The organism is Sporosarcina sp. Y1009, from assembly GCF_057669865.1.
The window spans coordinates 264978-289841 of sequence record NZ_JBYHFO010000004.1 but is presented as its reverse complement, the minus strand read 5'-3'; the positions used below and the strand labels follow the sequence as shown (position 1 = coordinate 289841).

General features: G+C 39.1%; 29 protein-coding genes. All 29 read left to right on the top strand.

Annotation, left to right across the window (positions count from 1 at the left end; translation table 11 throughout):
* The first annotated feature begins 199 nt into the window (after positions 1-199).
* Positions 200-877 carry a (d)CMP kinase gene (cmk, locus tag AC25Y1_RS07530; protein WP_488147342.1) on the top strand — a complete coding sequence of 226 codons (678 nt, stop codon included), beginning with the start codon at positions 200-202 and terminating at the stop codon, positions 875-877.
* Entirely contained in the window at positions 878-1459 is a 582-nt protein-coding gene (locus AC25Y1_RS07525; protein WP_488147341.1) for a lysophospholipid acyltransferase family protein, read from the top strand.
* Between the two features lie 82 nt (positions 1460-1541).
* The gene (gene rpsA / locus AC25Y1_RS07520; protein ID WP_488147340.1) at positions 1542-2684 is read left to right on the top strand and encodes a 30S ribosomal protein S1; all 1143 of its coding nucleotides are present in this window, start codon (positions 1542-1544) and stop codon (positions 2682-2684) included.
* A 133-nt stretch (positions 2685-2817) separates the two neighbouring features.
* Entirely contained in the window at positions 2818-4128 is a 1311-nt protein-coding gene (der, locus tag AC25Y1_RS07515) for a ribosome biogenesis GTPase Der (protein ID WP_488147356.1), read from the top strand.
* A gap of 29 nt (positions 4129-4157) precedes the next feature.
* Positions 4158-5180: an NAD(P)H-dependent glycerol-3-phosphate dehydrogenase gene (locus tag AC25Y1_RS07510; protein WP_488147339.1), complete on the top strand. Its 1023-nt coding sequence runs from the start codon at positions 4158-4160 to the stop codon at positions 5178-5180.
* Between the two features lie 31 nt (positions 5181-5211).
* A complete protein-coding gene (locus AC25Y1_RS07505) occupies positions 5212-5415 on the top strand; it encodes a DUF2768 domain-containing protein (protein ID WP_488147338.1) in 204 nt (67 codons plus the stop codon).
* The gene (locus AC25Y1_RS07500) at positions 5415-6131 is read left to right on the top strand and encodes a hypothetical protein (RefSeq protein WP_488147337.1); all 717 of its coding nucleotides are present in this window, start codon (positions 5415-5417) and stop codon (positions 6129-6131) included. The genes AC25Y1_RS07505 and AC25Y1_RS07500 overlap by 1 nt, the downstream gene beginning before the upstream one ends.
* A gap of 80 nt (positions 6132-6211) precedes the next feature.
* Complete coding sequence (spoIVA, locus tag AC25Y1_RS07495; RefSeq protein WP_488147336.1) at positions 6212-7690, top strand: stage IV sporulation protein A; 1479 nt, start codon at positions 6212-6214, stop codon at positions 7688-7690.
* A 181-nt stretch (positions 7691-7871) separates the two neighbouring features.
* Positions 7872-8144, top strand: coding sequence for an HU family DNA-binding protein (locus AC25Y1_RS07490; RefSeq protein WP_488147335.1), 273 nt, complete (start codon positions 7872-7874; stop codon positions 8142-8144).
* Positions 8145-8323: 179 nt separating this feature from the next.
* On the top strand, positions 8324-8893 hold the full coding sequence (gene folE, locus AC25Y1_RS07485) for a GTP cyclohydrolase I FolE (RefSeq protein ID WP_488147334.1): 570 nt from the start codon (positions 8324-8326) through the stop codon (positions 8891-8893).
* 67 nt (positions 8894-8960) lie between these two features.
* Entirely contained in the window at positions 8961-9182 is a 222-nt protein-coding gene (gene mtrB, locus AC25Y1_RS07480) for a trp RNA-binding attenuation protein MtrB (protein WP_488147333.1), read from the top strand.
* A gap of 56 nt (positions 9183-9238) precedes the next feature.
* Positions 9239-9964 carry a heptaprenyl diphosphate synthase component 1 gene (locus AC25Y1_RS07475; RefSeq protein WP_488147332.1) on the top strand — a complete coding sequence of 242 codons (726 nt, stop codon included), beginning with the start codon at positions 9239-9241 and terminating at the stop codon, positions 9962-9964.
* A gap of 25 nt (positions 9965-9989) precedes the next feature.
* Positions 9990-10685, top strand: coding sequence for a demethylmenaquinone methyltransferase (locus AC25Y1_RS07470; protein ID WP_488147331.1), 696 nt, complete (start codon positions 9990-9992; stop codon positions 10683-10685).
* Positions 10686-10712: 27 nt separating this feature from the next.
* Complete coding sequence (locus AC25Y1_RS07465) at positions 10713-11687, top strand: polyprenyl synthetase family protein (protein WP_488147330.1); 975 nt, start codon at positions 10713-10715, stop codon at positions 11685-11687.
* Between the two features lie 84 nt (positions 11688-11771).
* Complete coding sequence (ndk, locus tag AC25Y1_RS07460) at positions 11772-12218, top strand: nucleoside-diphosphate kinase (RefSeq protein WP_488147329.1); 447 nt, start codon at positions 11772-11774, stop codon at positions 12216-12218.
* A gap of 242 nt (positions 12219-12460) precedes the next feature.
* Positions 12461-13642 carry a chorismate synthase gene (aroC, locus tag AC25Y1_RS07455; RefSeq protein ID WP_488147328.1) on the top strand — a complete coding sequence of 394 codons (1182 nt, stop codon included), beginning with the start codon at positions 12461-12463 and terminating at the stop codon, positions 13640-13642.
* 2 nt (positions 13643-13644) lie between these two features.
* On the top strand, positions 13645-14745 hold the full coding sequence (gene aroB / locus AC25Y1_RS07450; protein WP_488147327.1) for a 3-dehydroquinate synthase: 1101 nt from the start codon (positions 13645-13647) through the stop codon (positions 14743-14745).
* Positions 14742-15107, top strand: coding sequence for a chorismate mutase (gene aroH / locus AC25Y1_RS07445; RefSeq protein ID WP_488147326.1), 366 nt, complete (start codon positions 14742-14744; stop codon positions 15105-15107). Before aroB ends, aroH begins: the two co-directional genes overlap by 4 nt.
* Positions 15108-15137: 30 nt before the next feature.
* Positions 15138-16238, top strand: a complete 1101-nt coding sequence (hisC, locus tag AC25Y1_RS07440) for a histidinol-phosphate transaminase (RefSeq protein WP_488147325.1) — start codon at positions 15138-15140, stop codon at positions 16236-16238.
* A complete protein-coding gene (locus AC25Y1_RS07435; RefSeq protein ID WP_488147324.1) occupies positions 16235-17335 on the top strand; it encodes a prephenate dehydrogenase in 1101 nt (366 codons plus the stop codon). Before hisC ends, AC25Y1_RS07435 begins: the two co-directional genes overlap by 4 nt.
* A gap of 15 nt (positions 17336-17350) precedes the next feature.
* On the top strand, positions 17351-18667 hold the full coding sequence (aroA, locus tag AC25Y1_RS07430; RefSeq protein ID WP_488147323.1) for a 3-phosphoshikimate 1-carboxyvinyltransferase: 1317 nt from the start codon (positions 17351-17353) through the stop codon (positions 18665-18667).
* Positions 18668-18749: 82 nt separating this feature from the next.
* On the top strand, positions 18750-20015 hold the full coding sequence (locus AC25Y1_RS07425) for a tetratricopeptide repeat protein (RefSeq protein WP_488147322.1): 1266 nt from the start codon (positions 18750-18752) through the stop codon (positions 20013-20015).
* Position 20016: 1 nt separating this feature from the next.
* Positions 20017-20571 carry a ReoY family proteolytic degradation factor gene (locus AC25Y1_RS07420; protein WP_488147321.1) on the top strand — a complete coding sequence of 185 codons (555 nt, stop codon included), beginning with the start codon at positions 20017-20019 and terminating at the stop codon, positions 20569-20571.
* A gap of 52 nt (positions 20572-20623) precedes the next feature.
* The gene (locus AC25Y1_RS07415; RefSeq protein ID WP_488147320.1) at positions 20624-21067 is read left to right on the top strand and encodes a YpiF family protein; all 444 of its coding nucleotides are present in this window, start codon (positions 20624-20626) and stop codon (positions 21065-21067) included.
* Between the two features lie 264 nt (positions 21068-21331).
* Positions 21332-21835: a QcrA and Rieske domain-containing protein gene (locus AC25Y1_RS07410; RefSeq protein WP_488147319.1), complete on the top strand. Its 504-nt coding sequence runs from the start codon at positions 21332-21334 to the stop codon at positions 21833-21835.
* Between the two features lie 23 nt (positions 21836-21858).
* Positions 21859-22533: a menaquinol-cytochrome c reductase cytochrome b subunit gene (qcrB, locus tag AC25Y1_RS07405; protein ID WP_172369389.1), complete on the top strand. Its 675-nt coding sequence runs from the start codon at positions 21859-21861 to the stop codon at positions 22531-22533.
* Positions 22534-22590: 57 nt separating this feature from the next.
* Positions 22591-23364: a menaquinol-cytochrome c reductase cytochrome b/c subunit gene (locus AC25Y1_RS07400; protein ID WP_488147318.1), complete on the top strand. Its 774-nt coding sequence runs from the start codon at positions 22591-22593 to the stop codon at positions 23362-23364.
* Positions 23365-23506: 142 nt separating this feature from the next.
* The gene (gene lhaT / locus AC25Y1_RS07395; protein ID WP_488147317.1) at positions 23507-24094 is read left to right on the top strand and encodes a lipoprotein heptaprenylglyceryl N-acetyltransferase LhaT; all 588 of its coding nucleotides are present in this window, start codon (positions 23507-23509) and stop codon (positions 24092-24094) included.
* Positions 24095-24179: 85 nt separating this feature from the next.
* On the top strand, positions 24180-24854 hold the full coding sequence (locus AC25Y1_RS07390; protein ID WP_488147316.1) for a zinc metallopeptidase: 675 nt from the start codon (positions 24180-24182) through the stop codon (positions 24852-24854).
* Positions 24855-24864: the final 10 nt, after the last annotated feature.

Here is a 24864-nt window from a genome sequence, read left to right as displayed (position 1 = left end):
AACCAATCGGGCTTTTACGGGCAGTTAATCTCCCACCTATCTTTATCGTTTAACTCAAGTCTTGATGTGGGAGTTTTACTGCCCGTTAATGCGGGATAAATCTTATATATCCTTAGATATACAGGAGAAAAGTCTTCTCAAGAGAGACTTTTCTCTTTTATTTATGATACAATATTGTCGGATTGACTGGGGAGGTTATTTGATGAATGGAATACAAATTGCAATTGACGGACCAGCTGCTGCTGGTAAAAGTACGATTGCAAAAATTGTCGCTGAAAAGCTAGGTTATACGTATATAGATACTGGTGCGATGTACCGTGCACTTACGCATAAAGCATTTGAACACGACATACATATTAATGATGGTGCAAAACTTGAAGCGTTATTAGAAGAAACAACGATTGAACTAGTGCCTGGGAAATCTGGGCAAGCCATCATATTAGACGGCGTGGATGTTTCGGAGGAAATTAGAACGATGGAAGTGACAAATTCTGTTTCCGCAGTATCTTTACATCAGGGTGTCAGGAAGTTAATGGTGGAAAAACAACAAAATTTAGCTGGTAAAACAGGTGTGGTAATGGATGGGCGCGATATAGGGACAGACGTATTACCAGATGCGCAGTTGAAAATATTTATGACGGCTTCAGTAGAAGAACGTGCAGAACGTCGACTAAATGAAAATAGTAAACGTGGAATTGAGTCGACATTAGAAAAGTTGAAAGCGGAAATTAGTGAAAGAGATCGTATGGACACAGAACGGTTAATATCTCCACTTAGACAAGCAGAAGACGCAATTCGTATTGATACAACCTCAATGTCCATAGTTGAAGTGGCTGAAGTAATTAGCGACCTAGCTAAAGAGAGGTTGGGAAGTTAAATGAATTTATATCCTTTAGGAAAAGCATTAGTGAGTATATTGCTGTATCCATTATATCGAGTTAAGGTGATTGGAAAGGAGAACTTCCCTAAAACAGGCGGAGTTTTGTTATGTACAAATCACATTGATAATTTGGATCCCCCTGTAGTAGGCATGACTTGTCCACGTCCAGTACATTTTATGGCTAAACAAGAACTTTTTGAAGCCCCAATATTGAAAAGTGTTCTTCCGAGAGTTAATGCATTTCCAGTTAAACGTGGGATGAGCGACAGGACAGCGCTTCGAAATGCACTCTCGATTTTAAAAACCGGTAATGTTGTTGGCTTATTTCCAGAAGGTACAAGAAGTAAAGATGGGAAGCTCCAAAAAGGGCTAGCTGGCGCAGGGTTCTTTGCATTAAAAGGGGACGCATATGTATTGCCATGTGCAATCATCGGTCCTTATAAACCTTTCAAAAGTCTCAAAGTTGTTTACGGTAAACCAATTGATATGACGGAACATCGAGAGAATCGTATTTCAGCAGAAGAAGCCACAAGTATAATTATGGATGAAATAGGAAAGCTAATCGAAGCAAATAAATAAAAGTGAATAAGTGCAATTTTTTGTTTTTAATCATCAATTCGCATATTATAGTAATAAGAGTTTTTATAGAGGAGGACTACATATGTCTGAAGAAATTAATTTGGAAACTCAAAATGAATATAACGAAGGCGATCGTGTTACCGGAACAATTACTAAGATTGAAGAAAAATCTGTCATCGTAGAAATTAGTGGTGCACCATTTGATGGTGTAATCCCAATTAGTGAGATTTCAAGTCTTCATATCGAAAAGGCATCGGATGTTGTTGCTGTTGGCGATGAATTAGAATTGATGATTTTGAAAGTCGAAGAAAGTAATTACGTGCTTTCAAAAAGAAAAGTCGATGCAGCCGATGCTTGGGGTTCACTCGAAGAAAAGTATAATAACAAAGAAACGATTGAAACAGAAGTTAAAGATGTTGTAAAGGGTGGCCTTGTGGTTGATCTAGGTGTACGTGGATTTATACCAGCCTCATTAGTCGAAGATTTTTTCGTAGAATCATTTGAGGAATATAAAGGTCGTATGATGACATTTAAAATTGTCGAAATGGATAAGGAAAAAAATCGTCTCATATTATCTCATCGAGCAGTTATTCAAGAAGAAAAGGCTGCGATGAAAGGCCAAGTATTAGATAATCTTGAAGAAGGCCAAGTACTAGAAGGCGTCGTTCAACGAATTGCTTCATTCGGAGCATTTGTTGATGTCGGTGGCGTTGATGGACTTGTTCATATTTCGCAATTATCTCATGAACATGTTGAAAAGGTTTCTGATGTTTTAAAAGAAGGCGAAACAGTAAATGTTAAAGTGCTGTCGATAGATCGTGATTCAGAACGGATTTCATTATCGATTAAAGAAACACTTCCTGGACCATGGGAGGGAATTGAGGAGAAGGCTCCAAAAGGTTCCATCCTGGAAGGTACTGTTAAGCGTTTAGTCTCATACGGTGCTTTTGTAGAGTTGTTTCCAGGGGTGGAGGGTCTTGTACACATTTCACGCATCTCACATGAGCATATAGGAACGCCTGATGAAGTATTAAAAGAAGGCCAGAAAATTGAAGTCAAAGTACTTGATGTGAATCCGGAAGAAGAACGTCTATCACTTAGCATAAAAGATTTAGTAGAAAAAGAAGATTATACTTCTTATGGTGATTACGATGTGAGTGAAGAAAACCAAGGTTTTTCAATTAGCGACGTCATTGGCGATCAGTTGAAAAAGTTCACAGAGTAATACATCAACGTTTGTTGGTAATTACGACAAATGTTTGAACATAATTTGTACGGGTGGTGGTGCTCTTACGGGCATCATCATCTTTTTTTGTGTATAATATGCAGAAGATAAGCTGGAAGGATGTTTTATGATAATGACAAAACCAACTGTAGCAATCGTCGGACGACCAAATGTTGGGAAGTCGACAATTTTTAATCGTATTGTCGGTGAACGTATTTCAATCGTTGAAGATGTTGCTGGTGTAACCCGCGACCGTATTTATAGTTCGGCCGATTGGTTATCCCATGAATTTCACTTAATTGACACAGGTGGAATCCAAATGGGTGATGAGCCATTCCTTGAAGAAATTAGACTGCAGGCTGAAATTGCAATCGAAGAAGCCGATGTAATCATTTTTCTTGTGAATGGACGTGAAGGGGTAACTGATGCGGACGAGCATGTTGCTAAAATTTTATATCAAACAAAAAAACCGATTGTCTTAGCAGTGAATAAAGTTGATAATCCGGATATGCGCGATATGATATATGATTTTTATTCTCTGGGTTTTGGTGATCCATACCCAATTTCTGGCTCGCATGGTTTAGGACTTGGTGATTTGCTCGACCAAGTAGCCGCTAATTTTCCAGATGATTTACATGAAGAAATTGAAGATGACGTAATCCGTTTTTCATTGATCGGACGCCCGAATGTCGGAAAGTCATCACTTGTAAATGCATTACTCGGTGAAGAAAGAGTTATAGTTAGTGATATAGCTGGGACAACTAGAGACGCAATTGATACCCCATATGAATATGATGGTCAAAAATATAAAATAATTGACACAGCAGGAATGCGGAAAAAAGGGAAAGTGTACGAGTCTACAGAAAAATATAGTGCATTACGTGCGTTAAAAGCGATTGATCGATCTGATGTTGTCTTAATTGTACTAAATGGAGAAGAAGGCATACGAGAGCAGGACAAGCGGATTGCTGGCTATGCAGAAGAGGCTGGTAAAGGCGTTATGTTTGTTGTAAATAAATGGGATGCAATTACAAAAGACGATAAAACCATGAATAATTTTACAGATAAGATACGCGATAACTTTATGTTCCTTGACTATGCACCGATTGCATACGTCTCAGCGAAGACGAAGCAACGTGTTACAACATTGTTTGACAGTATTCGTTTAATTAGTGAAAATCACGCACTTCGAATACAGTCTAGCGTATTGAATGAAGTTATTGAAGATGCCATCGCTAGAAATCCTGCACCTACAGATAAAGGCAAACGTCTTCGTTTGTACTACGTCACTCAGGTTGCAGTAAAACCACCAACCTTTGTTGTATTTGTGAATAATCCTGAACTCATGCATTTCTCGTACCAACGATTTCTACAAAATCGACTTCGTGAATCATTTGGTTTTGAGGGAACGCCAATTCGATTAATCACACGAGCGAGAACATAATATACAATTACACAAAAAGGATTGATTTTATGAGGAAAATATCAGTTATCGGTGCGGGAAGCTGGGGAACAGCTATCGCATTTGTGTTAGCAGAAAACGGTCATGATTGTTTGCTATGGGCTAGACGAGAAGAGCAATCGACTGAAATTAATACGGAAAATCAAAATAGTGCATATCTACCGAATATCAAACTACCTGAAAACTTGCGTGCGACTTCTGGATTGGAAGAAGCAGTTAATCATGGAGAAATCATTATTATCGCTGTTCCAACGAATGCAGTTAGGCCGGTATGTGCAGAAATCAATTCTTTGATTTCGGAACCTAAATTATTCATGCATGTTTCAAAAGGGATTGAACCAAATTCATTGAAACGAATATCGGAGCTCATAGGCGAAGAAGTTGCGTCTGATAAGATTAAAGGTATTGTCGTGCTTTCTGGTCCGAGTCATGCTGAAGAGGTCGTCAAACGACATCCGACAACAGTCACAGCTGCTTCTACCGATTTGGCTGCCGCAGAAGAAGTTCAAGATATATTTATGAATAATTACTTCCGTGTCTATACAAATGAAGATCTAGTTGGTGTGGAACTCGGCGCAGCTTTGAAAAATGTTATCGCTCTAGCCGCAGGCATCACAGATGGACTTGGTTACGGCGATAATGCTAAAGCAGCGCTGATTACTCGGGGATTAGCAGAAATCTCTAGGCTAGGAGTCAAAATGGGGGCACACCCATTGACGTTCTCTGGCTTGACAGGGTTAGGTGATTTAATCGTTACTTGTACAAGCGTTCATTCTCGGAACTGGAAGGCTGGAAACATGCTTGGGCAAGGGCAAAAGCTCGAAGACGTGATCTCAGGTATGGGCATGATCATTGAGGGTGTTAGAACGACAAAAGCGGCCCACCAGCTCGCTTCTAAGTACGACGTATCTATGCCGCTTACTGAGGCCTTGTACTCGGTCCTATTTGAAGATGTACCGCCCAAAACAGCAGTCGATCAATTAATGAATCGAATGAAAAAACAAGAAGTTGAAGATCTTTTCGGTAACCAATAATTTTGATATTAGGATGAAAGGTGGATTTTCTATGTCCGCAATGGATAAAATGTGGCTTTCTTTTTATGCCATGGGTTTTATGGCCATTTCTATTGGTCTTATTTATGCAAGCAGACACAAATTAAAAAACCGAATCATTAAATTTATTTTTGCGATTACAGCATATACTTTGCTTATTATCTCTTTTGTCGCCATGATCTATCTTGTATTCAACGGTCCAACAGGAGGCGCGTAATGAAATTATTATTTAGGAAAGGGTCCAGTATCCTGCTTTTGTCACTAACGCTATTATTAGCAGGTTGTATGTATCCTAGTGAACAGAGTGAAAGTGGAATTCCCTACGCAGATCAAATTGAAAGCATTCAAAAGGCAGTAGATGCTTACCAAGAAAACTCTGGCGGATTATTACCGATTAAAACGAGAGAGTTGGAAACGGATATTTATATCAAATATCCAATAGAATTTTCACAAATTGTCCCAGCTTATACAAAAGAAATACCTTCTACGGCCTATGAAAAAGGAGGCGTATTTCAATATGTATTAATGAATGTTGAGGACGATCCAACAGTGAAACTCGTTGATCTTCGTACTGCTGAGCGAATTCGGGAGTTGAATCTACGGAAGAGTATTAACGGAGGCTCAATCCCTTATTTGGATGAAATCGGAAACAATATCTATGAAATAGACTTTAAAACTATGGGTTTTAAAGAAGATCTGACAGTCAAGAGTCCTTATTCAGAAACTTATCTGCCGATTGTTGTGGGTGGAGATGGCAATTTTTACGTAGATTATTCCATTGACCTTCAAAGATTGCTTAATGAAAATAAATTCGATGTTAAACCAGGTGATGATATTCGGAAATTATTCGAAGAGATTTCACCGATATTACCTGCATATTCACTGCCTTATACGGTGAATGAAAACAATGAACCGGTCATTATGGACCGGTAATTCATAAAACGTTTCATGCTATCGGCATGAAACGTTTTTCTATTACATAAACTAATATGCGCAGAAAAGGAGGACGATGGATGAAAGAGAGTTTATATGAAAATTTGGCAAGACGAACTGATGGGGATATTTACATTGGTGTCGTCGGTCCTGTTCGTGTAGGGAAGTCAACGTTTGTTAAAAGAGTCATGGAAGAATTAGTCATCCCTAATATGACAGATGAAGCGGACAAAATACGAGCACAAGACGAACTTCCGCAGAGCTCCCCAGGACCAGTTATTATGACCGCAGAACCGAAATTCGTACCAGCACAAGGAACTTCGGTCTCTGTAGGCGATGGGGAACTGCAATTTCACATTCGGCTTGCTGATTGTGTCGGATATGTCATTGACGGGGTAAAAGGTTATGAAGATGAGGATGGCCCTAAGTACGTTCATACGCCGTGGCATAATGAACCAGTGCCTTTTGAAGAGGCGGCTAGGATTGGGACGGACAAAGTAATTAGGGATCATTCAACAATCGGAATTCTCGTGACAACAGATGGAACAGTAAATAATATTCCCCGAGCCGCTGCGGAAGTAGCTGAAGTAGAGATAGTTGGGAAATTAAAAGATATTGGCAAACCATTTGTTATTGTATTGAATTCCAAAATGCCGGCGCATGAGAAGACAATCGAGCTAAGAGAAGAATTAGCAAGAAGGTATGGTGTTCCAGTCATTGCAATTAGTGCAGATCAATTAAATGCAGGAGAAATCCAATTGATCTTAAAAGAGGCTTTATATGAGTTTCCTATTTCAGAAATCGAACTACAAAAGCCAGATTGGATGGACGTTTTAGGGAATGAACACCCACTTAATGCATCTATTGACAAAGTGATTAATGAAGGGTTTTTAGAAGCTTCAAAAATCAGAAAGGTGCAAGAGCTTGCCGCGAAATTAGTCGAAGAAGAATGTGTTCGACATGCAGAAGTAGTAGAAGTCGATGCCGGACAAGGGAAAGCTGCGATTAAAATCGAAATGGATGAACAAACTTTTCGGCAAATTTGTGAAGATTTCATGGGACAGGAAATTGGAACCAAAAAAGAATGGTTACTTTTCATGCGAGATGCTTCTCAAGCGAAAAAATCTTACAGTATGTACGCGGAAGCCATCGAGACAGCGAAAAAAGAGGGATATGGCGTGGCTTTGCCTGTCATCGAAGACTTTAACCCTTCTCCACCAGAGCTGATTAAGCAAAATGATTTCTTTGGCGTGCGTATGCGAGCAAAAGCACCTTCGATTCATATGATTCGAGTAGATATGGAGGCTGAATTTTCACCATTAATTGGTTCTGAATTTCATAGTCACCATTTACTCAAGGACTTAAAAGAGGCTTACCTGCATGATCGTGAGGCACTATGGGAAACCCAACTTTTTGGCACACCTCTTCATGAAGTTATGAAAGAAAGTATACGATTTAAAACCGCAACAGTTCCTGAGAATGCCCGAAAACGACTGCGTGAAACGATAGAGCAAATGGTGAATAACGGTGAAAAAGGTATGATTACGTTTATTGTTTAGGAAATTCCTAAATGCATGCTCGGCTGAGGAAGACTCGTAAAATACGGGTCTTTTTCTTCATTTTTCGAGAAATATGCATTTTATTGGGAAATCCGTGCAGATATTGTTGCACAGCGCTTTTTCTTGTGATACTCTTTCTACAGTATTGTAATCGACATCTCTTTGAGAGGAGGTGAATAGTGTGAACAAATCTGAATTAATTAACTCTGTAGCTGAGTCTGCAGGACTTACGAAAAAAGATGCAACATCAGCTGTTGAGGCTGTTTTCGAAACAATCCAAACTACTCTTGGCGAAGGTGACCGTGTCCAAGTGATCGGTTTCGGTACATTCGAAGTTCGTGAGCGTGCTGCTCGCAAAGGACGTAACCCTCAAACAGGGAAAGAAATCGATATTGCTGCAAGTAAAGTTCCTGCTTTTAAAGCGGGTAAAGCGCTTAAAGACGCAGTTAAATAATCGCTATTCTTACATAGGAGCCTATCTGTCCGAATCTGTTTTTAGATTCGCAGATAGGCTTCTTTCCTTTTTCACGATTATTCTTAGACGGACAGGAGTGCCCGAACTGTACGGATATGAACGAATGTGCTACTATTTTTGAAGAAATGTCTTTAATTTAATTTAGGGGGATCCATAAGATGCATGAAGTAGATTATCGTAAAATTGAACAGGCTGTCACCATGATATTAGAGGCAGTTGGAGAGAATCCTGATCGAGAAGGTCTTGTTGATACGCCCAAAAGAGTGGCAAAGATGTATGCTGAAATGTTTGAAGGGCTACATAAAGATCCAAGAGATTATTTTCAGACTGTTTTCAATGAAAATCATGATGAAGTCGTTTTAGTTAAAGATATCGGATTCCATTCGATGTGCGAACATCATCTGGTACCGTTTTATGGACATGCACATATTGCATATATACCGAAAAAAGGTGTGGTCGCTGGCCTAAGTAAATTAGCGAGAGCTGTTGAAACAACCGCACGAAGACCACAGCTTCAGGAACGTATCACTTCGACAGTGGCTGATACATTAGTAGAAATGTTAGATCCAGTAGGCGTTTTTGTCGTCATCGAAGCAGAGCATATGTGTATGACGATGCGTGGAATTCGTAAACCTGGTGCAAAGACTTTAACGACAGTCGCTAGAGGTATTTATAAAGATGACGCTGTTAAAAGATCTGAAATATTATCACTGATTAAAATGTCCTAACCCTTTTGCCCGTATGTTGTTATTCTATGATATGATTATAAAAAGAATAGACTAAAGAGGTGTGAAAATGACACAATCCGACTATATCGTAATTAAAGCTAAAGAAGACGGTGTAAACGTCATTGGTTTGACTCGCGGAGATGATACTAAGTTTCATCACACGGAAAAATTAGATTGTGGCGAAGTAATGGTTGCGCAATTTACTGAACATACATCAGCCATGAAAATTCGCGGTGATGCGGATATTCATACAGCAAATGGTGTTGTTTCGAGTGAAAGAAAAAAATAGTGTGAAGTGCAACGTTAACAATGCTTTTCCTGGACATCTTTGAATGGAGATTGACGATGGAGAAAGAAAACATTAAATTTCATATGGATAAATATCTAGCTGCACTAAGACTTGCTGTTCGTCAACCTGTTCTGGTAAGAGATGTTGGAGAAGTAGAAATCGATCAAGCAAAAGTGTTTTTCTTACTTCTTCCACTTTTGAATGGTGAAAAATGGACAGATTCAATTGATGCTGCTGCTGTTGCTGTAGGTGCCGTGCACATCGCATTTGATGCGCATGATGTAATTCATCATAAAGATGCTACTTCGCCCTTACAACAGCTCACAGTGCTTGCTGGTGATTACTATAGTGGTGTTTACTATAGAATTCTTGCAGCGCTTCCTGACATTCATTTTATACGTACGTTATCAACTACAATTGGACATATTAACGAATTAAAAACAAACTCATATAATGATTCACCAAATGATTTTAAAAAACTTCTTGAAGTGGTTGCAAGCATTGAAGCACGTTGTGTTGAAGATTTTTTACATACATATGGTTTTTCCAAGTATTGCCCTCTGGCAAAAACTGCATTATCATTAATTGCTTTGTATACCGTATCGGGAGATCAGGAAAAAACGAATGTACATGAGACTTTAAATTGGAAACTAAATCTGGAACAATTAGCACAAGCACGTACCTACTTGAAAGTTCAATTAGATAAAGATCTAGATGAAGCACACTTCCTTACACCTTTATTAAAAGAGGAAATTAGAGGTATGACTTCGGTTTACAGTTGATGTTAAGAAATGGAGGGCAATCGTTATGGGTTTATCTAAGGAAGAAAGAGTCCACGACGTTTTTGAAAAAATCTCTACTGATTATGATAAAATGAATTCTGTAATTAGTTTTAACCAACATAAAAAATGGCGTGACGACATTATGCGCCGTATGCAAGTCCATAATGGTGCGAGCGCGTTAGATGTCTGTTGTGGCACGGCTGATTGGACAATTGCCTTGGCGAAGGCTGTGGGTGCCTCTGGTACTGTCACGGGGCTTGATTTCAGTGAAAGCATGCTAGAAGCAGGAAAAGATAAAGTAAAACCATATCCAAACATATCTCTGATTCATGGAAATGCCATGGAGTTACCATTCCCAGATGAAACCTTTGATTATGTAACCATAGGATTTGGTTTGAGAAATGTTCCGGATTATGAAAAAGTATTAAGTGAAATGAAAAGGGTTCTAAAGCCTGGCGGTATGATTGCCTGTATAGACACATCGCATCCAGAATTGCCTGGCTATAAGCAATTATTTCGATTTTATTTTAAATTTATTATGCCAGTGTTTGGAAAAATGTTCGCAAAAAGTTATCGTGAATATTCGTGGCTTCAAGAGTCAGCTGAAGAATTCCCGGGAATGAAGAGCTTAGCCGAGTTATTCACTGTAGTAGGCTTCAAGAATGTTTCTTATAAATCTTATAGCGGTGGTGCAGCAGCGGGCCATATTGGATTTAAATAATAAATACCGCAGGGGAAGGTAGTCGTTTTGGAGAAATTACAAGTATTGTCATTTTATGCTGACTTTCGAAAAGACCTTAATTACATAGAAAAGCAACTTGAGCGATCTGTTCAGTCAGCGTCCCCAATTATTCGGCAAGCATCTCTCCACTTGCTCCGTGCAGGTGGTAAACGAATCCGCCCGATTTTTGTGATTTTAGCCTCGGAATTTGGAGAGTATTCTTTGGAAAACACATCGAAAGTTGCCGTTTCCTTAGAGCTGATTCATATGGCATCACTCGTTCATGATGATGTGATCGATGATTCCGATATGAGACGTGGATTACAAACAGTGAAAGCAAAATGGGATAACCGAATCGCTATGTATACTGGTGATTATATTTTGTCGAAGGCATTGTTATCAATAGGTGAAATTGAAAGCCAAGCTGTCCATCAATTGCTCGCGAAAACGATGATCGAGATTTGTCACGGCGAAATCATTCAAATTGACCAACAACGAGAAATTAACCAAACGGTACGTGATTATTTACGTCGTATTAAGCGAAAAACAGCTCTTTTATTATCGTCAAGTTGTGAACTAGGCGCATTAGTATCAGGTGCCGATGAAGCGGTTGTCAAAAAACTAAGCCGCTTCGGTTATTACGCGGGTATGTCATTTCAAATCATTGATGATATTTTAGATATCACTTCATCCGATAGAGAGCTAGGGAAACCAGCAGGAAGCGATTTATTAAATGGACATATTACGCTACCAATTTTATACATAAAAGATCTTCCTGAATTTTCACCTTTTTTGACTCGAGCCTTTGAAGGAACATTGACTGAAGTTGAACGGGAAGAAATGTTGACATTCATACGTCAGTCGGATGCCATTCAGAAGGCAACTGATGTTAGTGACTTGTATCTTAAAAAAGCGCTTCGTGAAATTAGTGATTTGCCAAATTTGCCTGCAAAAAAAGCTTTAGGGCGTATTGCGGAGTTTATCGGTCAACGCAATTACTGACAACTTAATAGTTGAAAGGTAATGAAACGGATGGTACGATTTATAAGGGGTAATTCCCTATACATAATTGAAGGAGTGTTTGAAATGGAAAGAACTTTTTTAATGGTTAAACCTGATGGTGTTCAACGTAATTTAATCGGTGAAATTGTAAGTCGCTTTGAAAATAAAGGTTTTAAATTAGTCGGTGCGAAACTAATGCAAATTACTGAAGAATTAGCCGAGCAACACTACGGTGAGCATAAAGAACGTCCGTTTTTCGGAGAACTAGTAGAATTCATCACATCCGGTCCAGTCTTTGCAATGGTTTGGGAAGGTGAGAATGTTATCTCAACTGCACGTCTCCTAGTTGGCGCAACAAACCCAACTGAATCCGCTCCAGGAACAATCCGTGGCGACTTTGCTGTTACTGTAGGCAAGAATATTATTCACGGTTCTGATTCATCTGATTCAGCGGTTCGCGAGATAGGTCTGTTCTTTAAAGAAGAGGAATTAGTTTCCTACGATAAAGTGACGAACAACTGGATTAACTAATTTTTTAGAAAACAGCCAAGCGGTTCTCGCACGGCTGTTTTTGTATACATATAACTATATAAGAATGAAGGACACAACTATCCGATTTTGCCACTTGGATAGTTTTATCTTATTTATTGAATAACTAGGATTTTTGCAACATTCTGTTTCTGTGAGATATTTATTTTTATGATCTTTTTATATAGTCTAATGATTAACAATTTGGTATAGTGCTATAAAACATATAATAGGGGGAGACAATCATGAGGTTTTTTACAGCAGGTGAATCACACGGACCGCAACTGACAGCAATTATCGAAGGGCTTCCAGCTCAAATGGAATTGACGACCGAAATGATTAACGGAGAACTAGCTAGAAGACAAGGTGGTCATGGTCGCGGGCGACGCATGCAAATTGAAACAGATGAAGTTGTAATTTCCTCTGGTGTTCGTCATGGTAAAACACTTGGCTCTCCAGTCACACTAACTGTAGTTAATGACGATTGGAAACATTGGACTAAAATTATGGGTGTAGAGCCGCTAGAAGAAGGCGTAGACCCAGCAGATGTTAAACGGCAAATTACACGTCCGAGACCAGGACATGCTGACTTAGTAGGCGGGATGAAGTATGGTCATCGTGATTTACGAAATGTCCTAGAACGTTCTTCGGCACGGGAGACGACTATGCGCGTCGCTGTTGGCGCAGTTGCGAAAAAATTTCTTGAGGAAATTGGCATTACAACGATTTCGCATGTACACGAAATTGGTGGCGTTAAGATTGATCCGACATCTTATGAAAATCTCTCGATGGATGAACTAAGAGAAATTATAGAACAAGACCCTGTGTACTGTGCAGACCCGGTCGCTTCATTAAAAATGGTTCAAGCAATAGATGATGCAAAAGGTCGTGGAGACACAATAGGTGGTGTCGTTGAAGTGATTATTGAGGGGTGCCCACCTGGAATCGGGAGTTACGTTCAATTTGACCGCAAATTGGATGGTAGGCTAGCCGGCGCAATGATGAGCATTAATGCATTCAAAGGTGTCGAAGTCGGTTTAGGATTTGAAATGGCAAGAAAACCGGGCAGTGAAGTTCATGATGAAATTGCTTGGGATGAAAACCAGGGTTACTACCGAAAATCCAATCGTCTCGGAGGACTTGAAGGTGGCATGTCAACAGGAATGCCTATTGTCATCAGAGGGGTTATGAAGCCAATACCAACATTGTATAAACCTTTAGAAAGTGTCGATATCGATACGAAGGAACCTTTTGTTGCGACGATTGAACGTTCAGATCCATGTGCAGTTCCAGCCGCTTCAGTAGTTGCCGAACATGTTATCGCGACAGAACTAGCAAGAGCAATAATGGAAGAGTTTCGTTCAGATACGATTGAAGGTATTAAAAACGAAATTGAAGCACATAGGCAGTATGTAAAGGAGTTTTAAGAATGAGTAAACTGTCAGTAACGATTAAGGATTCTTCATACGATGTTCATATAGGTGCAAATTCTTATCAACTTTTAACAACAGATTATACTGAACTTTTTAAAACTGTCGATAAAATAGCAATTATTGCAGATGAGCGAGTTGCATCTCTACATTTGTCTGTACTTCAAGATTCCCTACAATCATTGCCAAACGAAATTTTTGTAAAAACAATCCCCGCCGGTGAGGGAAGCAAAACGATAAAAGTTTACACAGAATGTCTGTCGTTTTTACTTGGAAATGGCTTTACCCGTAATTCACTTGTCATTGCATTTGGTGGTGGGGCGTGCGGAGATTTAACGGGGTTTGTCGCGGCGACATTTATGAGAGGTATTCGCTATATCCATTGTCCGACTTCAATTTTGGCACATGATAGCGCTGTTGGCGGAAAAACAGCAATAAACATGCCCGAGGGCAAAAACATGGTTGGTTCATTTCATCAACCTGTTGCTGTATTGTTCAATGAAAATCTTTTTAGAACACTTCCGCCGAGAGAAATCCGATCTGGTATGGCTGAACTGATTAAACATGCATTTATTTCAGATAAAGGTTGGACGGATGAATTATTATCTAATCCTACATTTTCAAATCCCCCGCTAGAATGGCTAGCATCTGAACTACTTCGTGGAATTCAAGTAAAAGCTAATATTGTAGAAGCAGATGAATTTGAAATGTCTGTCCGAAAACATCTTAATTTTGGACATACTTTTGGACATGCGGTAGAAGCAGTTTGTGGGTTCGGTGGATTAAGCCACGGGGAATGTGTCATGATCGGCATGGCTTATAGTTTGATTTTAAGCGAAGAAAAAGGCGCGATCAATGAACAATTTACAAATGAATTTATTCGTTTTTCAGTGAAGAATGACTATACATTTACGCCGGTACACGAACATTCATTTGAGGCGTTTTATAATTACATGATGTTAGATAAAAAAGCGACTTTCGGAAAATTGAACTTTGTTTTATTAAACGAAATTGGAAGTCCTTTTGTAACGGAGATAACAAAAGAACAATTGGAGATCGCATTCAAACAATTGAGAGAGAGAACGGAGGCGGCAGCATGACAGTTAGAGGGATAAGAGGAGCAACTACAGTTGCGCTAGATGACGGGGATGCTGTTCTCGTTGCAACTGAGGCATTAGCACGAGAGATGGCAAAAACTAACCAACTAGAGCCCGAAGATATTGTTTCAGTATTGATATCTACAACGACAGATATAAAATCGGCTTTTCCGGCTAAAGCAGTTAGAAGTATTGAAGGGTGGACGTATGTACCAGTTATGTGTACGCACGAGATGGATGTTCCGAATTCAATGCCGCTATGCATTCGAATTCTCATGCATGCAAATACAATAGTTGTTCAAAAAGACATCAATCATATTTATCAAAATGAAGCCATTAAGCTTCGTCCAGATTTACAAAAATAAGCGAAGAAGTACTTAACCGGAGGGATAAACATGCACTGGAAAAAAGCACTGAAGGATATGAAACCCTATACACCAGGTAAATCAATTGAGGAAGTTAAAGAAATATATGGTTTAGATGAAGTTGTAAAGTTAGCTTCAAATGAGAATCCATATGGAGCAGCACCAGCTGTAAGGGATCATTTTGAAAACATGACGATAAATTACGAGGTTTATCCGGACGGTTACGCTGGAAAGTTACGAACAAAAATTGCTGAAAAACTTGATAAAGCAGAAAATCAACTAATCTTTGGAAGTGGCTCAGATGAACTAATTGTTATCATTGCAAGAGCTTTGTTGGGACCTGGTACAAATACCATTGCTGCTACGCCAACTTTTCCGCAATACGTACATCATGCCTTAATTGAAGGCGCAACCGTGAAAGAGATTCCACTTGTCGATGGACGCCATAATTTAAAAGAATTCTACCAAGCAATTGATGACAATACATCGGTTATTTGGTTATGCAGTCCGAATAATCCAACGGGAACTCTAATTCCGCAAGACGAACTAACCGGATTTCTAGATAGAGTTCCAGAAGATATTCTAGTTGTAATTGATGAAGCTTATTTTGAATATATTGTTGATCCAAACTATATTAATACGCTTAGCCTAATTGAAAAATATAAAAATGTGATTGTCTTGCGAACTTTTTCAAAAGCATATGGTCTTGCTAGTTTTCGTGTTGGGTACGGCATTAGTAACCCGACAGTTATAGCTAATTTAGATACAACACGCAGTCCATTTAATGTCACCACAACGAGCTTACAGTTGGCAGAGATTGCTATCGGGGATGATGCATTTATCGATAATTGTCGTACATTAAATCGTGAACAAATGTCTCGTTTTGAAAGTTTTGCAGCGGAAAGAAATCTTTATCTATTCGAATCCCAAGCAAATTTTGTATTAATAGAAGTTCCTATTGGGGCTACTGAAGCAACTGACAAGCTACTTGAAAAAGGATTTATCGTACGAAGCGGTGACGCACTCGGCATCCCAGGCTATATTCGAGTAACGGTTGGCACTGAGTCTCAAAACGATGGCTTTTTTGAAGTGTTTTCATCATTATTAGAAAGTGTTGGTTTAGAAAAATGAAAGTGAACGTTACAATTATTGGTCTTGGGCTGATTGGGGGTTCGCTTGGACTTGCGTTGAAAAGAAACCGAGATGTTCATATTACAGGTTTTGATAACTCGTACAGTACGATGCAAGAAGCGTATCGACGGGGTATTATTGACACAATTTCAGTTTCGATTGAACATGCAAGTGTAGAGGCGGATGTCGTAATTTTTGCAACCCCAGTAAATACAACTGTTGCTTTGTTAAAAGATGTTCCGAATTGGAAGTTGAAAAAAGATGTCATTATTACAGATACAGGAAGTACGAAAGTTCCAATTATGAAAGCAGCCCATGAACTGACGGAACATGGCATTACATTTATCGGTGGTCATCCAATGACGGGTTCACATAAAAGTGGTGTTTCAGCTGCGCGAGAACATCTTTTTGAAAATGCCTATTATATTCTTACGCCTGCAAGGGAAGCGCATGTGGATTCGGTTAATCGATTGCGTGAACTACTTACGCCTACAAAAGGGAAGATTACAGTACTAGATGCAGAAGCGCATGATCGTATGACTGCAATTGTAAGTCATTTCCCTCATCTCGTTGCCTCATCCTTGGTTGGAAGGTTATGCGCGGAACAAGAAGAGCACCCGTTTGTTCGAGAACTAGCAGCCGGTGGATTTCGGGACATTACCCGCATAGCTTCAGCAGATCCAATTATGTGGCGTGACATCACGACACAAAATCGCGATGAATTACTAGCTCAACTGGATGGTTGGCTGTTGGAAATGGGTAATGTTCGTAAAATGTTACTCCAAAACGATTCAGAAGAAATACAGGCCTATTTTAATAAGGCAAAAACATACCGAGATGAACTACCGATTACATCTCAAGGTGCATTATATACGTCGTACGATTTACATATTGACATACCAGATCATCCAGGTGTGATCTCAGAAGTCACTAAAATACTTGCGGATGAACGAATTAGTTTAACGAACATTCGGATCGTGGAAACGAGAACGGATGTCTTCGGAATATTAGTGATTAGTTTTCAAACTGCAAAAGACCGCTTGAAAGCTCAAGTTGCGCTAACGGAAGAAACTGATTATAGTTCACATATTGTGTAATTGGAGGGGTCTGTGATGGAAAACTTAAAAACGATTCATTATCATAAAGCTAAACTTACAGGTAATCTAGCGGTTCCAGGAGATAAATCGATTTCGCATCGAGCCATTATGTTAGGGTCAATTGCGAAAGGTAAAACGACAATTACTGGTTTTTTAGACGGGGATGATTGTCTTAGGACAATCGAGATATTTAAACAATTAGGCGTGACGATAGAGAGAAAAGGAACCGACGTCATAATTGATAGTCCTGGAATTGAAAACTGGAAAACACCGACAAAAGAATTATACGCAGGTAACTCTGGAACGACTGCCCGGTTAATGTTAGGTATCCTTGCGGGTGCCAATGTCAAAGCAGTTTTAACAGGGGACGAGTCTTTGTCTGGAAGGCCAATGGACCGCGTAACGAAACCGCTCCGAGCAATGGGCGCGTCAATTGTTAGTGAAAATAATACAGATTTCTTACCTTTAAAGATTCAGCCGAGCAAATTGGAAGCAATTGATTATACAAATCCTGTCGCGAGCGCCCAAGTCAAGTCTGCGATTTTGTTTGCTGGTTTACATGCTACTGGAGAGACGGTTGTTCGCGAAGAAACGGTATCCAGAGATCATACTGAACAAATGCTCACCCATTTTGGTGTAGATGTTCAGGCTGATGCAGGTGTAGGTGTAGGTGTAGGTGTAGTTACGATAACAAGTGGGGGTGAGCTCGAAGGAATGGATGTCCATGTTCCAGGGGATATATCTTCCGCTGCATTTTTTATGGTGGCTGCCGCAATGGTGAAAAACAGTTCGCTTACTTTTAGCAATCTTGGACTTAACCCTACGCGTTCAGGCATTCTAGATGTTTTACGAAATATGGGTGCAGATATACGAGTAGATGATGAGTCGGATGTGAATGGTGAACGTTCCGGAACGGTTACCATTGCATATAATAAAATAGTGCCTACTGAAATAAGTGGTTCTTTAATTCCACGCTTAATCGATGAGTTGCCCATTATTGCTTTACTTGCAACGCAAGCTGAAGGAACTACAATTATTAAAGATGCTGCAGAATTGCGTGTAAAAGAAACGGATCGTATTGCCGCAGTGACAAACGAACTCACAAAATTAGGTGCGAACATCGAAGCTACAGATGATGGGATGATTATTCATGGCCCATCTGTACTAAGTGGTGGTACGATGGATTCTTATGGTGACCATCGATTGGGCATGATGGCCGCAATTACTTCTCTAATTTCGACTCACCCAATTACAATTAAAGATCCAACATGTATAGATATTTCATACCCAACATTCTTTGACGATCTAAATAAGGTGACTAAAGGTTTTTAAACGTGCGATTGGCGCTTAAAAAACTTAATTAAATAGAGGACGCTTAATAGAATGTATACAATGCGAAAGAACAGGTGAAAATATGGAGCAGTTACAAATAATTGAACGACTAATCCAAGAAGGTGATGTTGAGGCACTTGATACTTTAATCGGTGATTTAGAGAAATCCATTGACCTTGAAATGCTTTACGAAGCGGCGAATATTTTGGCATCATATGGGTTTATGGCTGAAGCAGATCGTTTATATGAGATGTTGCTAAATCATTTACCTGATGAAGCACAATTGAAAATTGATCGTGCCAGTATTTTAATTGAACTAGATCAAGAAGATGCAGCGCTCTTACTCTTATCGGAAGTAAAGCCCAAGGATGACGAATATGTTCAAGCGTTATTAGCACTTGCTGACTATTATCAGATGACTGGATTAGCTGAAACTGCGCTAAGTAAAATTAAAGAAGCCTATGCGCTCCTTCCGAATGAGCCTATCATACGTTTTGCTTATGCAGAATTACTGTTAGACTCAGGGAAATTTGGTGAAGCAGCTCGTTTTTATTCGGAGTTAAAAGAAGAGGTTGACAAAATCGGAGACGTTATGATTACTTCGCGTTTGGCAGAAAGTTATAGTGCGGGAGCAGCATATGAGCAATCAATCCCATATTACGAAGAACTCTTAGAAGATAAAAGGTTGCCGGATACACTTTTTGGCGCTGGATTCGCGTATTACCAAGTTGGCGATGCTACGAAAGCAATCATGTTATTGAATGAGTTAATAGAAATTGATCCGGATTACTATTCCGCTTATATGTTGGCTGGTCAGGCATTGTTATTAGCGGGTGAAGATGACAAAGCCTATCAGAAGTTTCAAGAAGGAATCCTTAGAGATGAGTACGATAAAGAACTTCAGCTCTCTGCTGGAAAGTGTGCTTTGAAACTCGGGAAAGTTAAAGAAGCTGAGCAGCACCTTAAGGATGCGTTGGCACTAGATCCTGAGTATGTTGACGCATTAATCACTTTAGCTGCATTGTATAACGAGCGTGAGCAAGATAATGAGTTATTTGAATTACTAACTTTCGCCAAAGAAGAAAATATGGATATACCCTTATTGCATGCATTTTTAGCATATGCTTATGAACGAACTGAACAATATAAAAAGGCATATGAATCATTTATGATGGCATATAGTGGTATGGAAGATGATACTGATTTCCTTTCAAAATATGCTGAATTTCTTATTGAAGAAGGAAAACGTAGTGAAGCAGTAGAAGTAGTAAGACAGCTAGTAACGCTACTTCCAGATAATCAATATTGGAGAGCATTTCTCGAAGCGCAAACTGACGAGGAGGTGTGATATGACGGCCATGGTTCCTGTCGCTACTAAGAAGGAGTTTGTCCGGTGGTTTTTAAAGCGGTACAAATTAAAGCGTCGTGAATGTGTATGGATTTTGAATTATCTTCTAAGTCATGAGCAAATCTTACAAAATGTCCACTTTACAGATGAAGCTCATTATTGCCCGCGAGCTATGATCATTTCTACAACGAAATCAGAAAGTATTCCATTTCGATTTTATAAAGGGAATTTGATGACAGCAGATGCGGAAAAATCGTTTCATGATTTACGTCTTCATGAAGATGAAAAAATGTATATTCAACTCAATTTTCCAAATAGCCATTCTTGTCCGCAATATGCAAGTGTTCGAGAAGAAAATCCTTTCCTTCCATCGTATTTGCAGGTGAGTGAAATCGATCGAAAAACAGCTGAACGGTTAGTTGAAGAAAGCATTGCAGCAATGACAACGGAAAACTTGATGAAGGGGATTAATGAAGCGCTTGATACAAATGATAAAGAGCGTTTTCTAACCCTATCAAATTTATTAAAAGAATCGAAAGTGAAGGGGAACTTGTGACTCCATCGATTTTGATGGAGTCGTTTTCTCTTTTTAAAAGGGGGATTAAGTCATGAATTGGAATGCAAATGACATGGATACATATTTACAACAAAAAGAATATATTGATACAATTCTTGTACCACTTTTAGCGCTTGATACAAATCCAGAAAATATGAAGAGCAACGCGTCTTCAACTGAATTTCTTATGCATCTATCTACATTTATTGAAACTCAATTCAAAGGACGCATCATGTTACTGCCACCGTTTACTTATACACAATCAACTGAGTTGGATGTTTTTGCAGATACATTGCAAAGCGATTTAGCATTAATGGGCTTTAAACATGTCTTTTATTTAACTACTGATTCGAAGTGGACTTCCAGTAAACTTGAAGATGTGATTTGGTTGCCGTCGATTCCATTAGAGAGTATGGACAAGCAGTTAAGACAAAAGGTAATAGAAGACCAGTTAAGACAAGTCTTGCCCTTATTAACCCAAAAATGGAGCAAATAAAATATTAATATTTTATTGAATTTAAAATAGAATTCCTAATTGCGACTGCCAAATTCCGCTATTTACCAATTTACATATCACTTGCAAATTGATGGACTTCTTCGTTATGATAGATAAAATTCGTAATTTGTTCACAATTTACTTTTTACTATGTAATGTTAGATTGAATTTCCTTGGTGATTAGGCTATCATAGAAGTGTCCTAGTATTACATTTAGCAAAAGTTTGTCCGTTGGACTGACCTTTAAGTTAGAGGAGGGAAATGATGAGTAAGAATCGAGTATCAAGACGCCAATTCCTTAGTTATTCGCTAATGGGGGTCGGTGGTTTCATGGTTTCCGGAGCACTAATGCCGATGCTTCGTTTTGCAGTAGATCCTGTATTGCAAAAATCTGGCGAAGGAGATTTTACACCAACACAATACAAAGTGGATGAGCTTACAGAGACACCTGTACGAGTGGATTACACGATTAAAGATCGTAAAGATGCATGGTATAAATCAGATGTATCCTATACAGCATGGGTTTATAAAGAAGGCGATGAAATTATCGCGCTTTCTCCTGTTTGTAAGCATCTTGGTTGTACTGTTAACTGGGGGTCTGAAGGCCATCCAAATGAGTTTTTCTGTCCGTGCCACGCAGGACGGTATATGAAAAACGGTGCGAACATCAAAGGAACTCCGCCTATTGGGCCGCTAGACGAATTTGAAGTACTGGTGAAAGATGGTTTACTTTATCTTGGAGGAACGCAACCGAACACATTAGTTTAAAATTGTTAGGGGGTACGACCGAAGTGCTAAACAAAATTTATGATTGGGTTGATGAACGGTTAGATATCACACCGATTTGGCGCGATATCGCTGACCACGAAGTACCTGAACACGTAAACCCTGCACATCATTTTTCTGCATTCATTTATTGTTTTGGAGGATTGACATTCTTTATTACTGTCATTCAAATTTTGTCGGGTATGTTCCTGACAATGTATTATACTCCCGATATTGAAAATGCATGGAAATCCGTTTACTATCTTCAAAACGAAGTAGCATTCGGTGAAATTGTGCGCGGGATGCATCACTGGGGAGCTTCACTCGTCATTGTAATGATGTTCCTACATACGCTGCGTGTATTCTTTACAGGCTCGTACAAAAAACCTCGTGAACTGAACTGGATCGTAGGCGTATTAATCTTTGTTACGATGCTTGGACTTGGTTTCACAGGTTATTTACTACCATGGGATATGAAAGCATTGTTCGCTACGAAAGTAGGAATTGAAATTGCGGGATCCGTCCCATTCATCGGTGAACAAATTAAGATTCTTCTTGCAGGAGATTCTGAAATTCTCGGTGCACAGACATTAACACGCTTTTTCGCGATCCATGTATTCTTCCTACCAGCCGCTTTGCTTGGGTTGCTTGCGGCACACTTTGTATTTATAAGAAGACAAGGTATTTCAGGACCGCTATAATTTTCTAAGACTTTTACATATAGCGTGTAACGATTTAAAAAAGGAGGGGACATTTATATGCAACGCGGAAAAGGGATGAAATTTGTTGGAGACTCTCGCATTAAGGCAAGTGGTAAAATGCCGAACGTCCCAAAAGATTACTCAGAACATCCAGGAAAAACAGAGGCATTTTGGCCAAACTTCTTATTGAAGGAATGGTTAATTGGTGCGATTTTCTTAATCGGATATTTAGTTTTAACGCTTGCACATCCTGCACCGCTTGAACGTCAAGCGGATCCTACAGACACAATGTATACACCGGTACCGGATTGGTATTTTCTTTCAATGTTTCAACTATTGAAATATGAATTCGCATCAGGACCGTGGAACATTGTAGGGGCAATTATTATGCCAGGACTAGCAATTGGGGCATTAATGCTCGTTCCATTTATGGATACATCAAAAGAACGTAGACCATTTAAACGCCCGCTTCCAACTGCATTCATGCTTCTTGCAGTAGCTGCACTTATTTATACAACTTGGGAAGCTGTAGATAACCATAACTGGGAATTACAAGCAAGCCAAGGTGCGATTGTTGAAGAAGTTGAATTCGATATGGATTCTGAAGGGTATCAAATCTATGCAGAATCATCATGTATTACTTGTCACGGGAATTCATTTGAAGGTGGCTTAGGCCTTCCGCTTATAGATACTGGTTTAACTCCAGAAGATATTGCTGATATTGCAGTTAACGGTACAGAAAACGGTGAGATGGCTCCGGGTCTTTGGGATGGAACTGATGAAGAATTAGAAATCTTATCTCAATTTATCTCTGAATTGAACAGTGATTGATATTAAAAAAGTCAGGAAACTAACTCTCTATGTGAGAGTTAGTAACTGACTCTTTTTTGTATAGATTGTTAAATGGGAGTAAGGAATCAAATATTAGTTATTCTCTTCAGTTGACCTCTAAAAAAAATAGAGAGATGTGTGTATGATGACGTTGTTATCAAGAATATGGTTAGTTTTATCACATAAATCCTTCCTCTGGATATTACTTTTTGTGAATTTACTCGGAACTGTTTATGGTTATGACTGGTATAAGTGGCAATTAGTAGTAACGGAACCAAAGTATTGGATTTTCGTACCTGATAGTCCAACTGCTAGTTTATTTTTCACATTAGCGATTATTGGCTGGCTAATCAATCGTAACTTTAAGTTAATTGAAGCTTTAGCACTTATCACACTTGTGAAATATGGACTTTGGGCTGTAGTCATGAATCTATTAACACTTATCGAAACAGGCTCTATCGGCTGGGTCGGTTGGATGCTGATTGGATCACATTTTGCGATGGCTCTCCAAGCAATTCTTTATATCCCATTTTATAAATTTAGAATAAGCCACATTGTAATTGCTGCAATTTGGACGCTTCATAACGATGTAATTGATTATGTATTTGGACAAATGCCGATATACAGTAATCTCATGAAATACAGTAATCAAATTGGTTACTTCACTTTTTGGCTTTCACTAGGCTGTATAGCACTGGCGTACATTGTTTGGAAAAAGCGAACAAGTTAATGTTATACGCTCATAGTAAATAGTTGCGATGAATGCTGGAAAGCTATAAAATAGTGGTAGAGATAAAAGAGGAGGGAATGAAGGAATGGGTTCGTATTTTATTTATTTGGCAATCATCATTATATTGCCATTGTATTCACAATTTAAAGTTAAAAGTACTTACAAAAAATACTCGAAAATTCGTTCAACTTCTGGAATGACTGGCGCTGAAGCTGCTCGATTCATATTAGATCAAAATGGTCTTCAAAATGTGAAAGTTGTTGAATCTAAAGGTTTTCTAAGCGATCATTATAACCCAGTTACAAAGGTCGTTGCACTATCAACGCATAATTACCGCGAGGCTTCAGTAGCAGGCACAGCAATCGCTGCTCACGAAGTAGGACATGCGATTCAAGATAATGAGGCATACGCTTTCTTACGTCTACGTCATCGCTTAGTACCTGTGGCTAGCCTAACATCAAATGCTTCTTGGGTCTTTATTATGATAGGTCTGATCTTTTCTAGTATGAATTCTTTGCTTGGTATTGGGATTGCTCTTTTAGCAGTCGGAGTTGTTTTTCAACTCGTTACGTTACCTGTAGAGTTTAATGCTTCTAACCGAGCTATGGATCAAATCGTCACGCTTGGTATCATTAGAAACGAAGAAGAAGGTCATGCAAAGAAAGTGCTTAGCGCAGCAGCAATGACTTATGTTGCAGCAGCAGCAGTTGCAGTACTTGAATTGCTTCGTCTGATCTTAATTTTTACAAACCGTGACTAATTGTATGAAA